This window comes from Streptomyces sp. NPDC048291, from assembly GCF_043201715.1.
Classification (GTDB): domain Bacteria; phylum Actinomycetota; class Actinomycetes; order Streptomycetales; family Streptomycetaceae; genus Streptomyces.
In genome coordinates this window covers 130,053-143,404 of the sequence record NZ_JBICZC010000020.1, presented here as the reverse complement: position 1 = coordinate 143,404, position 13,352 = coordinate 130,053, and the positions used below count along the sequence as shown (strand labels likewise).

15 protein-coding genes are annotated in these 13,352 nt (G+C 70.5%); 3 read left to right on the top strand and 12 right to left on the bottom strand.

The genetic code is table 11. The features are described from left to right. Positions 1-93: 93 nt before the first annotated feature. Positions 94-372, bottom strand: a complete 279-nt coding sequence (locus tag ACGF5O_RS43520; protein ID WP_393815478.1) for a hypothetical protein — start codon at positions 370-372, stop codon at positions 94-96. A gap of 74 nt (positions 373-446) precedes the next feature. Next, complete coding sequence (locus tag ACGF5O_RS43515) at positions 447-1,259, bottom strand: hypothetical protein (RefSeq protein ID WP_393815477.1); 813 nt, start codon at positions 1,257-1,259, stop codon at positions 447-449. Positions 1,260-1,724: 465 nt separating this feature from the next. Here ACGF5O_RS43515 and ACGF5O_RS43510 point away from each other — a divergent pair, with 465 nt between their 5' ends. From ACGF5O_RS43510 to ACGF5O_RS43500, 3 genes are all read left to right on the top strand, one after another. Then, the gene (locus ACGF5O_RS43510; protein ID WP_393815476.1) at positions 1,725-2,201 is read left to right on the top strand and encodes a hypothetical protein; all 477 of its coding nucleotides are present in this window, start codon (positions 1,725-1,727) and stop codon (positions 2,199-2,201) included. Between the two features lie 206 nt (positions 2,202-2,407). Further along, on the top strand, positions 2,408-2,692 hold the full coding sequence (locus tag ACGF5O_RS43505) for a hypothetical protein (protein ID WP_362592125.1): 285 nt from the start codon (positions 2,408-2,410) through the stop codon (positions 2,690-2,692). 229 nt (positions 2,693-2,921) lie between these two features. Further along, complete coding sequence (locus ACGF5O_RS43500) at positions 2,922-3,212, top strand: hypothetical protein (RefSeq protein ID WP_093499533.1); 291 nt, start codon at positions 2,922-2,924, stop codon at positions 3,210-3,212. 68 nt (positions 3,213-3,280) lie between these two features. Here the strand turns inward: ACGF5O_RS43500 and ACGF5O_RS43495 are convergent, their stop codons facing one another. From ACGF5O_RS43495 to ACGF5O_RS43450, 10 genes are all read right to left on the bottom strand, one after another. Then, positions 3,281-3,628 (bottom strand): hypothetical protein, encoded by a 348-nt coding sequence (locus tag ACGF5O_RS43495; RefSeq protein WP_393815475.1) that lies wholly within the window; start codon positions 3,626-3,628, stop codon positions 3,281-3,283. A gap of 164 nt (positions 3,629-3,792) precedes the next feature. Beyond that, entirely contained in the window at positions 3,793-4,134 is a 342-nt protein-coding gene (locus ACGF5O_RS43490; RefSeq protein ID WP_393815474.1) for a hypothetical protein, read from the bottom strand. Between the two features lie 131 nt (positions 4,135-4,265). Then, positions 4,266-4,670 carry a hypothetical protein gene (locus ACGF5O_RS43485; protein WP_393815473.1) on the bottom strand — a complete coding sequence of 135 codons (405 nt, stop codon included), beginning with the start codon at positions 4,668-4,670 and terminating at the stop codon, positions 4,266-4,268. Positions 4,671-4,705: 35 nt separating this feature from the next. After that, on the bottom strand, positions 4,706-4,951 hold the full coding sequence (locus ACGF5O_RS43480; protein ID WP_362592110.1) for a hypothetical protein: 246 nt from the start codon (positions 4,949-4,951) through the stop codon (positions 4,706-4,708). A 152-nt stretch (positions 4,952-5,103) separates the two neighbouring features. Continuing rightward, a complete protein-coding gene (locus ACGF5O_RS43475; RefSeq protein ID WP_393815472.1) occupies positions 5,104-6,516 on the bottom strand; it encodes a condensation domain-containing protein in 1,413 nt (470 codons plus the stop codon). Between the two features lie 125 nt (positions 6,517-6,641). After that, positions 6,642-7,508 (bottom strand): tyrosinase family protein, encoded by an 867-nt coding sequence (locus tag ACGF5O_RS43470; RefSeq protein WP_393815471.1) that lies wholly within the window; start codon positions 7,506-7,508, stop codon positions 6,642-6,644. Positions 7,509-7,613: 105 nt separating this feature from the next. Then, positions 7,614-8,564 (bottom strand): ABC transporter substrate-binding protein, encoded by a 951-nt coding sequence (locus tag ACGF5O_RS43465; protein ID WP_393815470.1) that lies wholly within the window; start codon positions 8,562-8,564, stop codon positions 7,614-7,616. Positions 8,565-8,566: 2 nt separating this feature from the next. Further along, on the bottom strand, positions 8,567-10,501 hold the full coding sequence (locus ACGF5O_RS43460; RefSeq protein WP_393815469.1) for an ABC transporter permease: 1,935 nt from the start codon (positions 10,499-10,501) through the stop codon (positions 8,567-8,569). After that, complete coding sequence (locus ACGF5O_RS43455) at positions 10,501-11,778, bottom strand: glycine betaine/L-proline ABC transporter ATP-binding protein (protein ID WP_393815468.1); 1,278 nt, start codon at positions 11,776-11,778, stop codon at positions 10,501-10,503. The genes ACGF5O_RS43460 and ACGF5O_RS43455 overlap by 1 nt, the downstream gene beginning before the upstream one ends. Beyond that, positions 11,778-13,307, bottom strand: coding sequence for a GMC family oxidoreductase (locus ACGF5O_RS43450; RefSeq protein WP_393815467.1), 1,530 nt, complete (start codon positions 13,305-13,307; stop codon positions 11,778-11,780). Before ACGF5O_RS43450 ends, ACGF5O_RS43455 begins: the two co-directional genes overlap by 1 nt. Positions 13,308-13,352 lie beyond the last annotated feature (45 nt).

The following is a 13,352-nucleotide window of genomic DNA, read 5'->3' as shown; positions in this document are numbered from 1 at the left end:
ACCCGGACTCGGTGAAACGTTGGGGAGATGGGGTCAGGAGAGAGAAAGAAGAGAACCGAAGAGGACAGAAGAGAAGCGGGGCGGCCTGTCAGGTCAGAGCGCCTGGTTGTTGCAGCCCATGTCCGAGCCGAGGTGGCTCTGCTGCGCACCCGGGTTCCCCTCGCCGTTCAGCAGGTTGCCCGCCAGGCCGGTGAGGGCGCTGACGTTGCCGAGCACTTCGATGTTCATGTCGTGCGAGCGGCACTCGGTGCCCTGGGTGACGTCGATGTCGTGGCCCGGCTCACCGTGTGCGAAGGCGGTGCCGCCGCCGAACGAGCCGACGCTGCCGAGCACGGCGGCGCCCACGAGGACCGCCTTGTGGAACTTGCGCATGGATTCTCCGTTGGTCGAGCGGACGGTGATCCGCTGCGGATCGATGGGACGGTGCGGACGGTGCCGGGAGGGCGTCAGCCGAGGCGGGGAAGGCCCAGCTGGCCGACGGGAGGCGCCGCGACCTGGCCGAGGCCGACCGGCGCGAGGCCGGGCACGCCCGGCGCCCCGAGGACGGGGTTGATGAGCGGGTTCACCTGCGGGTTCACCTGGGGGTTCACCTGCGGGGTGACGCGCGTCGGGCCTTCCGGGGCGTAGCCCTGCGGAACGGCCAGCTGCGGGGCGACCTGCGGCATGACCTGGGGCATGACCTGCGGGACGACCTGCGGCGGCGCGGGCTGCGGCTGGGGCTGGGCGTACTGCGGCTGCGGGGCGTACTGCGGCTGCGGGCCGTACTGCGGCTGCGGCTGCTGGTACACGGGCGCGGGCTGCGGCTGGGCGTACTGCTGGGGCGGCGGCGCCTGCTGGTACTGCGGCTGCGGCGCGGCCTGTTGCGGGTACGCGGGAGCCGCGGTGGCCTGCGCCGAACCCTGCGCCGAGGCCGAGGCGGCGGCGTAACCGGTCTGCTGGGGGTACTGCTGCGGCGGCGCCTGCTGGTACTGCGGGGGCGGCGGGGCCTGCTGCTGGTACTGCGGCGGCGGGGCGGCCTGCTGCTGCGGGTAGGCGGGCACGGTGGCCTGGGCCGAGCCCTGGGTCTGGCCTGCGGCATAGGGGGCCTGCGGCGGAGCGGACGCCGGGGGCGGGGCCTGGGGATACGGCTGGTCCGGAGCCGGCGCCGGAGCGGGACCGCCGTATCCGACGGGAGCGTCGGCATAGCTGACGCCGGCGCCGATGGCGGACAGACCGCCGGCCGCCGCCAGAACGAGCGCGGCCTTGTGAAGCTTGCGCATGAAACCCTCGGCCCTTCGATACCTGGAGATGAGAAAGTCCATTGCGTTCAGTGCGGTCGCGCGTGCAGACGGTGCGGCAATGACACTGCACTTTCAGCAGCGGTACTCCTGAGCAGCACGCGAACTTCGCATCGGAGCCGGCAGCGATTCGCCTCGTCTCCTCAGGTCCTCGGCCGCCGCCCTCTCCCCACCGGAACGAGGAATGTCCGGCGATGGTCACGGCAATTCACAGTCGCGTCACCCAATTGCCGTCACCGATACGGGCGTTGCCGCTCATATGCCTTTCGGCAAACGGGTGACACGGGACCGCGCCCGTATCCGGGTCCGCACGGCTCTCGTTCCCCACGGGGTGAGGGCGAAGGGGCATCCCAGGCGCCCGGGGCGGCGACAAAGCGATAACCGCGCTGCCGCATCAGTCATTTCATCAGGTTCCGTGCACAGATCAAATGAAGAGCCGAGGATTCCATGCGCAAGTTTCGGCAAGTCGCGCTCATCGTCGCAGCAGCCGGCGGTCTGACCGCTGTCGGTGCCGGCCCCAGCTCCGCCGCCCCCGTCTCCTACGGGACCGGACCGACCCCCGTGTCCCAGCCGGACGCCCAGGCCGCCGCGGCCACCTCCGCCCAGGCGACCGCGCAGACGTACGGCGCGCCTGCGCCGCAACAGGCCCCGCAGCGCGGCACCGAGGTCGCCCCGCAGCTCAACCCCCAGCTGAATCCGCAGATCAGCCCCCAGATCTCGCCGCAGGCCGCTCCGCAACAGGCGCAGGGCGGACCGGTGGAGCAGAACAACCTGTTCCGTCCGTACCAGGAGTGCAGCCCGCAGTCCCTGCTCGACGCGAACATCCCGGTCTCCCTGCTCGCGGCCTCGCAGACCCGGGGCATCGACTGCACCCAGGCCAACAGCCAGTCGAACGCCCTCGCCAGCGCGCAGCGCCAGGGCTGACAGCCGGAAGTCGCAGCCCGGCACCGGCCTTTCGCGAGCCACGGCCGGCAGGTCCGGCCCCGGGCATACGACTTTTCGGGTGTTTCTTCAGCACATCGGAGAGAACAGCGCGTCGCTACCAAATTTGGCGAATTACGTACTAATCTCCCGTAACTGTAAAAAGTCGATCTTCCACAGATCGCAACCCCCCACTCCACGGAGATGACATGCGCAAGGTTCGCAACGTTGCCGTCCTGGTCGCCGCTCTCAGCAGCATCGGCCTCGTCAGCGGCACGGCCTACGCCGGCGGCGAAGGCCACGGGCACGGCGGCGACAAGTTCAACATCACCCAGAGCTCGCACTGCAAGTCGCACGACCTGAACCTCGACGTCCTCGGCGAGGTCGGCCTGCTCAACGGCCTGCTGGGCAGCGCCCTGAACGGCGAGGGCAACCCGGGCGCCCAGGCCACCAACCTCGGTTCGACGATGGGCTGCAACAACAGCGCCTTCTGAGGCCGGTAACAGCAGCCTTCCGAGGCCCCGTCCGACGCCGCGGCGCCGGACAGTGAATGGTCCCGGCGCCGGGCGCCGGGACCATTCGTGTGTGTCGGGGGTCTCCAAGGCACCCAAATACAAAGGTATTCGGCGCGTCGCACGGATATCTCGGGTATTTCGTATCAGCCTTTATGACACAGATCGCGATTTCCCGCAGATCGCATCCACCTCGTTCATCGGAGATGACATGCACAAGCTCCGCACCGCCGCCGTTCTCGTCACCGCATTCGGAAGCTTCGGCCTCCTCGGCGCCGGCGCCGCCCATGCCGACCAGGGCTGGGGCAAGAAGGGCGACGAATTCAACATCCAGCAGAGCAGCAGCTGCAAGTCGCACGACCTGAACCTCGACATCCTCGGCGAGGTCGGCATCCTCAACGGCCTGGGCGGCAACCTGCTGAACGGTGAGGGCAACTCGGGTGCCCAGCAGTCGTCCCTGGGGTCCTCGATGGGCTGCAGCAACAGCGCGTTCGGCAAGTAGGACATCACGAAAGTCCCCGGTTTCCCGGCCGTTGGCCGGGAAACCGGGGACTTTCGTTTCCGCGGCCCTCAGAACTCGATGTGCGGCCTCTTGAACCCCTTGGGCAGCTCTGCCTTGTTGGAGCAGTCCACGACCTCTCCGGCCCTGGTGGTGGATCCCTCACCCGCCGCCTCGTCGTCCGGGAACAGCACGCGCGGACGGTCGGAGGTCGAGCAGTCCTGCGCCTGCCTGAGGACATGCGTACCGTTCTTGTCGATACGCGACTCGCTCTTGTGGACGCAGACGGTGCCGCCCTGGGCGGTGGTCCTGCAGTCACCCGGGGACGGGTCCGCGTACGCATGCCCCGCGCCGACACAGAGCGCGGCGAGGCTACCGACGAGCCCCGAGACGGTGGCGATCTTCCGTGCAGTGAACATGAGTTGTCTTCCTCTGCGTAGGGCGAAGCAAAGCAGCCCGGACGCATACCTCGACGGAGTCGGGGTGCGTCCGGGCTGCCTTCGCCATGGTTGTCACTCAGCACACCGGCGAGCGGACCGAAGCGGTGCCGGTGCGGGGTACCGAGTTCGTACGGGGTGCGTTTTTACTCGCCACCCTGGTTCTGGTCGGAACCACCCTGCTCGGGGGCGGAGTTCGCCTGCGGCTGCGCCTGGGGCTGCACCTCGGGCTGGGCCTGCGGCTGCGCCTCGGGCTGGGCCTGGGGCTGGGCCTGGGGCTGGGCCTGGGGCTGGGCCTCGGACTGGGCAGTCTCCGGAGTGGTGTAGTAACCCCCGCCGACGGCCAGGGCGTTGGCCGACGAGTTCGCCACGGCGGTGATCTGCGGAGGCGCGTCCTCGCCACCGGCGGCGGAGCTGACCCCGGCACCGAGGAAGGAGAGCCCCGCAACCGTCGCCGCTACGAGTGCGACGCGCTGAAACTTACGCATGATTGACCCTTTCTGGTCCAGGCTGTAGCGCCCGGCTCGACTACTTAATGTGAGCATATACACACACTCCGTAGTCAACCGGGGATCTACGCCCGCCATGTTGCGCATCAGCCCCGTCTGTCGTATTGGCGCTACCGACCGCCGACCGGAAGGATCCGGCTCATGACACCGAAGGCGTCGCCGGGCGTCTCCGACTCGTCGCCCTTCTCCACGGGCGCCACCCCGACGGTTCCGGGGGAACACGTCACCTCGGGCCCGAGCCGCTCCGTCCCCTGACCGAGGACGGCGGGCAACTGCACGGGCCGCACCGGCTTGCAGGTCTCCTGGTGCGGGATGGTCCCACCCTCGGGAACCTCGCCCTTGATCCGCTGGCTGCAGCTGAGGTTGCCCATGAGATCGTCGGTGCACTTCCCCGGACCCGCCGCGGCGTACGCCGTCGTGAGGCCGGCGCAGGCCATGGCGAGACCGCCGACGAGCCCGGAGACGGCCGCGATCTTCTTCCCGCTGATCTTCCTGCTGATCTTCCCGCTGAACATGTGATGTGCTTCCTGTCGAGAGGACACCCGCCGACTCAGCCGCCGAAAGCCTGGTTGTACTGGCCGCAGTTGGTGTCGAGGGTGTCGGCGAGGCCGAGCACGCCGATCGGGACGTCGTTCTCGGACACCGTCTGCGGGCTGCACTCCTGGTAGGGGCGGTAGTGGTTGGACACCTGCGGCCCACTGTCGTAGGCGTCGGCCACGGCGGGGGTGGCACCGACGGCGGACAGACCGCCGGCGGCCGCCACTGCTGCGATCACGACCTGCTGAAGCTTGCGCATGGAACCCTCGGTCCTTTGCTCATACAGCGAATTGATTGCCTAGCGTGATTGCGTGAACACTAGCAGTAGCGGGATAAGGCGTTCCACAACGGACATCCAACCCGAGGGTGACATAGCAACACATAATCACCTTATGAGCAGGGGGAGTTGGGTCAGGAGAGCGCCAGCTCCGCGGGCCGTCCGCGATCGGGCGCGGGGACGGAGAGGATCAGGTCCCGCAGCCTCTCGACGTAGCGCCGCACGTTCTTGTAGGCGATGTCGGTGTCCGGGTAGCGGCAGGCGAACCAGAGCCCTTCGTGCAGCCGGTTGACCCAGGCGCACACCTGGTCGCCGTACGACACCCGGAGCAGCCCGTACGCCTTCTGGTCCGCCCAGTCCGCCGCACCCGGGATGAGGCGGGCGTCCACGTACGAGATGATCGAGTACATGTCGGGCGAGGTCGGGCGGAAGTCCGTGCCGAGCAGCCGCAGTACGCGGGCCAGCGGGATGCGCGCCAGCGACCTGTTGGCCCGCAGCTCGGCACGGACCGTTTCCAGCGCGCCCTCCAGGTCGCGCGCCGCGGGCACCTCGATGGGGGCGCCGCCGACGTACCAGCCCACCGAGTCCGACCACGCGGACTTCAGCCGGGTGTGGAACGGCACGACGGTGCGGTAGACCGGCTGCCCGCCGAGCTCGTGCACGATCAGGCTGGTCGCGGCGAGGATGCCCACCAGACTGCCGCCGTAGGGACGGCAGTATGCCTCGAACGCGGCGGCGGCCTCCGCGTCGACGAGCGGCTCGCACACCAGCTTCTGGGTCGGCAGCGCGCCGCCGGGCTCGAGACCGAGGTCGACGGGGAACTCCGGGAGCCGGCCACCGCACCGGGCGATGAACTCCCGCCAGCGGGCGACGATCGCGTGGGTGTCGTCGATGCCGTCCGCGTTGGCCCGCTCCTGCTCGCAGAAGTCGACGTAACTCCCCACGGACGGACCGGGGACGGAGGTGCCCGCGACGGCCGCCGCGTACAGTCCGTTGATCTCCTCCGGGAGCCGGTGGATCGAGTAGGCGTCGACGTTGGTGTGGTCAAAAGCCATGTACACGCTGGTGGAGTCCTCGCGTACGACGGCCGTGTAGATGAGGTTCGGCCAGCCGAGCGCGTCCGCCGCGGCGTCGAACCGATCCTGCAGGTACCGGGTCAGCGCCGCCGCGTCGGTGAACTCGCCGACCTCCTCGCGGTGCAGTGACACGTCCTTCTCGGCGAGTGTGAACCGCTGCATGTCCTCGCCGGCCCACCGGAATCCGCTGCGCAGCGTCTCGTGACGCAGGGTCCAGCCGCGCAACGCCCCTTCCAGCGCGTCGAGATCGACCTCGCCCGGCAGGTCGAAGGCCGCGCCGAGCCAGGTCGGTACGAACAGCCCGTCCTCCCGCACCGACCGGGCCGTCCTGATGTGCGACTCCTGGATGTACGCCGGTGGCCGCGGATCCGGCGGCAGCGCCGCCGCCGCCGCGATCGTCACCGGGCTGAACCTCCACTCGACGAGCCGTCCGGGCCGGATCTCACAGCGCTGGATGTCAGAAATTCGCACGGTGGCTCTCCTTCGCAGAAGACACCAGCTTCGTCACCAACGGCAAGCCGTACGCGCGCGATGATCGCTGTGTCGCCGCGATTTCAGCGGGATGTGTGACATCTCGAACGGACAAGCGCACCGCGTCATTCGTAGCTGTAGATCCCACTCACGTCCTCCAGTTCGGCCGGCGTGACGTCCCACGGCGGCAGCCGCTCGTGGCGGGCCACGACCCGGCCGCGCTGCGGGTCGCCCGCGCCGAGGGGCTCGGCGGGCAGGTACGTGTGGCCGGGGTGCCGTTGCTGCCAGCGGGTCCACAGCAGGTCGACGAAGGAGTGATGCAGCCAGAAGACCGGGTCGTTGACGGACGCGGCGCTGACCATCACCCCGCCGACCCAGTGGTGGACCCGGTTGTGGTTCTGCCAGGAGACGCTGCCCCGGCCGCTCCCCCAGCCCTCCAGCTTGTTGCGGTAGCCGCGGGTGACGGCCGAGTTCCAGGGCCAGCTGTCGTAGACCGGGTCGGCCAGCGCGTACTCGACGTCGCGCCCGGTGGGCAGCTGGATCGGGGCGCGGGCATGGCCGAGGTCGCGGGTGAGGTAGGGCACGTCGGTCACGTTCTCGGTGATCTTCCAGTGGCCGGCCTGGTACGCGAACGGGCCCGTCATCACCTGCCGGTCCGAGCTCCGTCCGTTGCCGCCGAGCAGATCATCGGTCCACGGCAGCGCGTCGGCCGTGCGGTCACGGGTCCAGTCCCAGTACGGGACCGTCACCGACGCGTCCACCCGGCGCAGCGCCCGCTCCAGTTCGAGCAGCAGCCTGCGGTGCCAGGGCAGGAAGGAGGGCGCCATGTGGGCGGTGCGCAACCGGTGTTCCCGGTCGGCGGAGTTGTGCGCGATGTGGATCCGTACGAACTCGTCGTACTCACCGCGGCGTTTGACCTCCAGCAGGGCGTCCACCAACCGGCGCCGCTCGGTTCCGGTCAGCTTGTCGACGTTCTTCCGGATGTAGACCACGTGCGCCTCCCTCGGGCATCGGCCGGAGGGGTAACCGCCGGACCTACCGTCGGGTCACCGCCCTACGGCCGGACCGGTGACGGGGCACCGGGCCCGGCGGGCGGCTCAGGACAGCCACCGCTCCCACACCTCGGGGTGGCCGTCCACCCACTTCTTCGCGGCCTCCTCGGGGCTCAGCTTCCGGTCGGCGATCAGCAGGGAGACCTGGTCCTGGTCCTCGGTCGTCCACCTGAACTTCTTGAGGAAGGCCGCCGCCCTGCCGCCGCCGTGCGCGAAGTCGGTGTTGAGGTACTTCTGCAGCGGGGTGTGCGGATAGGCGCAGGCGACCTTGGCCGCGTCGGCGTCACACCCTTCCTTGTACGCGGGCAGCTTCACCTCGGTCATGGGCACCTTCTTGAACAGCCACTGCGGTGCGTACCAGTAGGTGAGGAAGGGCTTCTTCTCCTTGGCGAACTGCTTGATCTGGGTGATCTGGGCGGCTTCCGAACCGGCGAAGACGACCTGGTAGTCCAGCTTCAGGTTGCCCACCAGCGCCTTGTCGTTGGTGACATACGACGGTGAGCCGTCGAGGAGTTGCCCCTTGCCGCCGCTCTCGGCGGTGCGGAAGAGCGAGGCGTACTTGTTCAGGTTCCTCCAGTTCGTGATGTCCGGGTGCTGCCTGACGAGATAGGTCGGCACGAACCACCCGATGTGCCCGGTGACCCCGAGTTCCCCGCCCCGGCTGATGGTCTTCTTGTCCTGGACGTACCGCTTCTCCTGGTCCGGGTGCCCCCAGTCCTCCAGGATCGCGTCCACACGGCCCTGGCTGAGCGCGTCCCAGGCCGGCACCTCGTCGACCTGCACGGTGTCGACGCGATAGCCGAGCTTGTGCTCGAGGAGGTACTGGGCGACGGCGACGTTGGACTGCGCGCCGACCCAGGACTGCACGGACAGGGTGACGGTCTTCGCCCCCCGCGCGTCGGCGAACGGCGAGGCCTGCCTGGTCATGTCGGCGGCACCGCACCCGGTGGCGAGCACCAGCACGGAGGCGGCTGCGACGAGTGTCGTACGGCGCATGGTCATGCTCCCTTCTCCGTACGGCGTTCCGTGGGCTGGGTGACCCGGTCGAGCATCAGCCCCAGGCAGACGATGGCGGCACCGGCCACCAGTCCGGTCGCCAGGTCGCCCTGGGCGAGACCGAAGGCGACGTCGTAGCCGAGGGCGCCGCCGCCCACCAGGCCGCCGATGATGACGACGGCGAGGACGAGCACCACGCCCTGGTTGACGGCGAGCAGCAACGCGGGCCGGGCGAGCGGGAGTTGGACCTGGGTGAGCTGCTGGCGGCCGGTCGCGCCGAGCGACCGGGCGGACTCCAGGGCGGCCGGGTCCACCTGGCGCAGCCCCTGCGCGGTGATCCGTACGACGGCCGGCAGCGCGTAGACGACGGCGGCGGCGACGGCGGGCGCGCGGCCGACGCCGAACAGCGCGACGACCGGGATGAGGTACACGAACTGCGGCATGGTCTGGAACACGTCCAGGACCGGACGCAGCGCGCGCTCCACCCGGTCGCTGCGGGCGGCGGCGATGCCGGTCGCGAAGCCGAGGACGAGGGTCACGGCGACGGCCGCCAGCACCTGGGACAGGGTGTCCAGCGACGGCTCCCACACCCCCAGCACGCCGATCGCGGCCATCGCGAGGACGGCGGTGAGCGCGGTGCGCCAGGTGCCGATCAGCCAGGCGAGCGCGGCGACCACGAACAGCACGGCCCACCAGGGCAGCCACTGCAGCCCGGAGCGGACGGGGTCGAGGACCCAGGTGGTGAAGTGCCCCGCCCAGTCGGCCGTACCGCCGACCACCGGCACGCCCGAGTACAGGTGCGCGGTCATCCAGTCCACGGCGCGGTTGACCGGTCCGGCGAAGTCCAGGGTCCAGGCGGTGGGCCAGTCGAGGCGGCCGAGGAGACGGGCGGCGACCGCGACCGCGACGGTGGCGCCGAGGCCGTACAGGAGGCCGGCGGGGGGCTTCCGGACGTCGCCGCGCTCACCCGCCGCCGCGGTGATGCGGTCAAGCACGACGGCGAGCAGCACGATCGGAACACCGGCGGCGAGGGCGGCGCCGACGTCGACCGAGGCGAGGGCCTGGTAGACGCGGTCACCGAGGCCGCCGGCGCCGATGACGGAGGCGATGACCGCCATCGAGAGCGCCATCATGATCGTCTGGTTGAGGCCGAGGAGGAGTTCCCTGCGGGCGAGCGGGAGACGGGCCGTCAGCAGCCGCTGCGCGCGGGTGGCGCCGAGCGAGTCCACGGCCTCCAGGACCTCGGGGTCGGCGCCGCGCAGGCCGAGGGCGGTGAGCCGGGCCATGGGCGGGGCGGCGTAGACGACGGTGGCGAGGACGGCCGCGGGGACCCCGATGCCGAAGACCAGGACGACGGGGAGGAGGTAGGCGAAGGCGGGCAGCACCTGCATGGTGTCGAGGACCGGGCGCAGGGCGCGGTTCAGCCGGCCGGAGAGCCCGGCGCCGAGCCCGAGCACGAAACCCACGGCCACGGAAGCGAGTACGGCCACGACCATCAGCGCGAGGGTCTGCATCGTCGGCACCCACATGCCGAGCACGCCGCAGGCGAGGAACGCGGCCCCCGTGCCGACGGCGAGCCTCGCCCCGGCGACCCGGTGCGCCACGGCGACGGCGGCCACGGTCACGCCGGGCCACCCTGCCGCGAGGAGGGTGAGGTAGACGGCTCGGACGGTGAGGACGACGGCGTTGCTGATGTACCCGAAGAAGTAGAGGAAGAGGGGGTGGGTGTCCCGGTTGTCGATGACCCAGTTACTGGCGGAGGAGAGGGGTGCGGAGAGGTCGACGGTGAGGTGGTGGGGCCAGGCGCCCGACGCCCACTGGGAGTCGGCCACGGGGACGAGGATCGCGGCGGCCACGGCCAGGGCGAGCAGCTTACGGGCGGCCCGGCCGGCGGGGAGCCCCGCGCCACGACGGCTCGGGAAGGTGATCGTCGCCATCAGACGCCCTCCGGGTTGCTGCGCGGGCCGGGGAGCTCCACTTGCCCGCGCTCGCGGGGTACCGCCGCGCCCACCCGTGCCGCCCCAGCGGCACGACTGCCCGCGGCTGAGTCGGTGTCGGCGACGCCCGCGGCTGAGTCGTTGTCGGCGGCTGGGTGACTTTCCGGCGAGGGCTGCCCGTCCTCACCCAGGGGCGCGGGGAACTGCGCGACCGGCCCACGACCGGCCGCGGTCGACGTACTGCCCGTGTCACCCTTCGCCACGACGCCGAGCAGCGTCTCCGCGTCGAGTACCCCTACGCAGCGGTCGCCGTCGACGACCCGTGCCGGTGCGCCGGCCTCCGCGACCGCGTCGATCGCTTCGGCGACCGTCGCGGACGGGCTGATCTCAGGTCCCGGCGGGGCCTCGCCGTTCTTCGTCGGGCGCATCGCGGAGCGGACCGTCAGGACCTGCTCGCGCGGGACGTCCCGGACGAACTCGCGGACGTAGTCGTCGGCCGGGGAGCCGACGATCTCCTCGGGGGTGCCCAGCTGGACCACCCTGCCGTCCCGCATGAGGGCGATGCGGTCGCCGAGTTTCAGCGCCTCGGAGAGGTCGTGGGTGATGAAGACCATCGTGCGGCCCTCCTCCCGGTGCAGGCGGACCACCTCCTCCTGCATGTCCCGCCGGATCAGCGGATCGAGCGCGCTGAACGGCTCGTCGAAGAGGAGGACCTCGGGATCGGCCGCCAACGCCCGCGCGAGACCGACCCGTTGGCGCTGGCCGCCGGACAGCTGGCCGGGACGGCGCTGCTCCATGCCGTCGAGCCCGACCTTGGTGACGAACTCGGCGGCCCGCGCGCGCCGCTCGGCCCTGCCTACGCCCTGGATCTCCAGGCCGTACGCCACGTTGTCGAGGACCGACCGGTGCGGGAGGAGCCCGAAGTGCTGGAAGACCATCGCGGCGCGGTGCCGGCGCAGCTCCCGCAGCCGGCCCTTGTCCATCGCGCGGACGTCCTCGCCGTCGATGGCGATCCGGCCGGCGGTGGGCTCGATGAGCCGGGTCAGGCAGCGGACCAGGGTCGACTTCCCGGAGCCGGACAGGCCCATCACCACGAAGACCTCACCCTTGCGCACGTCGAAGGAGACGTCGCGGACGGCGGCCGTACAGCCCGTGCGGGTGCGGAGTTCGGCCGGGGACAGGCCGGTCAGCTCGCGGTCCGACGGGACGCGGTCGGCTTGCGGGCCGAAGACCTTCCACAGGCCCTCGACGGAGAAGACAGGGGTCGTACCGCTCATCACGCACCGCCCTTCAGGAGGTCCACGGCTCTCTCGCCGACCATCAGCACCCCGATCATCGGGTTCACGGCCGGCATGGCCGGGAAGACGGAGGCGTCGGCGATGCGGATGCCGTCCAGGCCCCGGATCCGCAACTCGGGGTCGACGACGGCCAGTTCGTCGTCGGTCGCGCCCATCTTGCAGGTGCCCGCCGGGTGGTAGACCGTGTGCGCGACCTTGCGGGCGTACTCGCTCAGCTCGGCGTCGCCGAGGATCTCCGGGCCCGGGCACACCTCGCGCTTCAGCCAGCCCGCCAGCGGCTCGGTCCGCGCGATCTCGCGGGCGATGCGGATGCCGTCGACGAGGGTGCGGCCGTCGTAGTCGTCCTCGTCGGTGAAGTAGCGGAAGTCGAGCGCGGGCTTCACGGACGGGTCGGCGCTGGTCAGGTGGAGTCGGCCGCGGCTGCGGGGCTTGGGGATGTTCGGGGTCATCGAGACGCCGTGCGCGGGGCGTTCGTAGCCCAGGCGCTCGGGGTTGTCGGTGAACGGGACCTGGTAGAAGTGGAACATCAGGTCCGGGCCCGCGTGTTCGGGGTCCCGGCGGACGAACAGGCCCGCGTCGGAGTCCATCGCGGAGTTCTCCGGGATCGGGCCGTGCGTCTCCCAGACGATCACCGACTCGGGGTGGTCGAGGAGGTTCTCGCCGACGCCCGGCAGGTCGTGCGAGACCGGGATGCCGAGGGCTTCGAGGTCCGCCGCCGGGCCGATGCCCGAATGCAGCAGCAGGCGCGGGGAGTCGACGGCGCCCGCGCACAGGACGACCTCGTCGCGGGCGCGTACGAGGAGTTCCGTGCCGTCCCCGGTGCGCACGTGCACGCCCTCGGCCCGGGTGCCGTCCAGCTCCAGGCGGTACGCCCAGGTCTCCAGGAACACGTGCAGGTTGGGGCGCTCGTCCAGCACCGGGTGGAGGTAGGCCACCGACGCGCTCGACCGCTTGTTGGTCTCCGGGTGGTAGGCGAGGTCGAAGAAGCCGACGCCCTCGGTGAACGGCCGCCGGTTGAAGCCCTCCACGCGCGGGACGCCCAGCGCCTGTCGGGCCGCGTCGACGAAGTCGCGGGCGATGGCGTTCCGGTCCTTCTCGTCGACCGGGACGATGTTGTTGAGGAGGCGGGCGTAGTAGGCCTCCATCGGCACCGCGCCCCAGCCCTTGGCCCCCGCCGCCTCCCACTCGTCCCAGTCGGTGGGCAGCGGCTTGAAGGAGATGAGGGTGTTGTGCGACGAACAGCCGCCGAGCACCCGGGCGCGGCTGTGCCGGATGTGGGAGTTGCCGCGCGGCTGCTCGGTGGTCGGGTAGTCGTAGTCCAGTTCGCCGCCGAGCAGGCCCATCCAGCGGCGCAGGGTGAGGACGTCGTCGCGGCCCACGTCGCTGGGGCCGCCCTCGATGACGGCGACGGTGACGTCCGGGTTCTCGGTGAGGCGGGAGGCTATGACGGAACCGGCGGTTCCGCCGCCTATGACGACGTAGTCGTAGACATGCGGGGTGTGGGACATGGGGAGTGCTCCAAAAGGCTTCTTGCGTAAGGCAGTCGGGAGAGG

Excerpts from the sequence above, each read along its gene's own strand:
- ACGF5O_RS43460 (WP_393815469.1), bottom strand. The coding sequence starts at position 10,501 with ATGGCGACGATCACCTTCCCGAGCCGTCGTGGCGCGGGGCTCCCCGCC.
- ACGF5O_RS43450 (WP_393815467.1), bottom strand. The coding sequence starts at position 13,307 with ATGTCCCACACCCCGCATGTCTACGACTACGTCGTCATAGGCGGCGGA.
- ACGF5O_RS43500 (WP_093499533.1), top strand. The coding sequence starts at position 2,922 with ATGCACAAGCTCCGCACCGCCGCCGTTCTCGTCACCGCATTCGGAAGC.
- ACGF5O_RS43485 (WP_393815473.1), bottom strand. The coding sequence starts at position 4,670 with ATGTTCAGCGGGAAGATCAGCAGGAAGATCAGCGGGAAGAAGATCGCG.
- ACGF5O_RS43510 (WP_393815476.1), top strand. The coding sequence starts at position 1,725 with ATGCGCAAGTTTCGGCAAGTCGCGCTCATCGTCGCAGCAGCCGGCGGT.
- ACGF5O_RS43480 (WP_362592110.1), bottom strand. The coding sequence starts at position 4,951 with ATGCGCAAGCTTCAGCAGGTCGTGATCGCAGCAGTGGCGGCCGCCGGC.
- ACGF5O_RS43455 (WP_393815468.1), bottom strand. The coding sequence starts at position 11,778 with ATGAGCGGTACGACCCCTGTCTTCTCCGTCGAGGGCCTGTGGAAGGTC.
- ACGF5O_RS43515 (WP_393815477.1), bottom strand. The coding sequence starts at position 1,259 with ATGCGCAAGCTTCACAAGGCCGCGCTCGTTCTGGCGGCGGCCGGCGGT.
- ACGF5O_RS43465 (WP_393815470.1), bottom strand. The coding sequence starts at position 8,564 with ATGCGCCGTACGACACTCGTCGCAGCCGCCTCCGTGCTGGTGCTCGCC.
- ACGF5O_RS43495 (WP_393815475.1), bottom strand. The coding sequence starts at position 3,628 with ATGTTCACTGCACGGAAGATCGCCACCGTCTCGGGGCTCGTCGGTAGC.
- ACGF5O_RS43490 (WP_393815474.1), bottom strand. The coding sequence starts at position 4,134 with ATGCGTAAGTTTCAGCGCGTCGCACTCGTAGCGGCGACGGTTGCGGGG.
- ACGF5O_RS43505 (WP_362592125.1), top strand. The coding sequence starts at position 2,408 with ATGCGCAAGGTTCGCAACGTTGCCGTCCTGGTCGCCGCTCTCAGCAGC.
- ACGF5O_RS43520 (WP_393815478.1), bottom strand. The coding sequence starts at position 372 with ATGCGCAAGTTCCACAAGGCGGTCCTCGTGGGCGCCGCCGTGCTCGGC.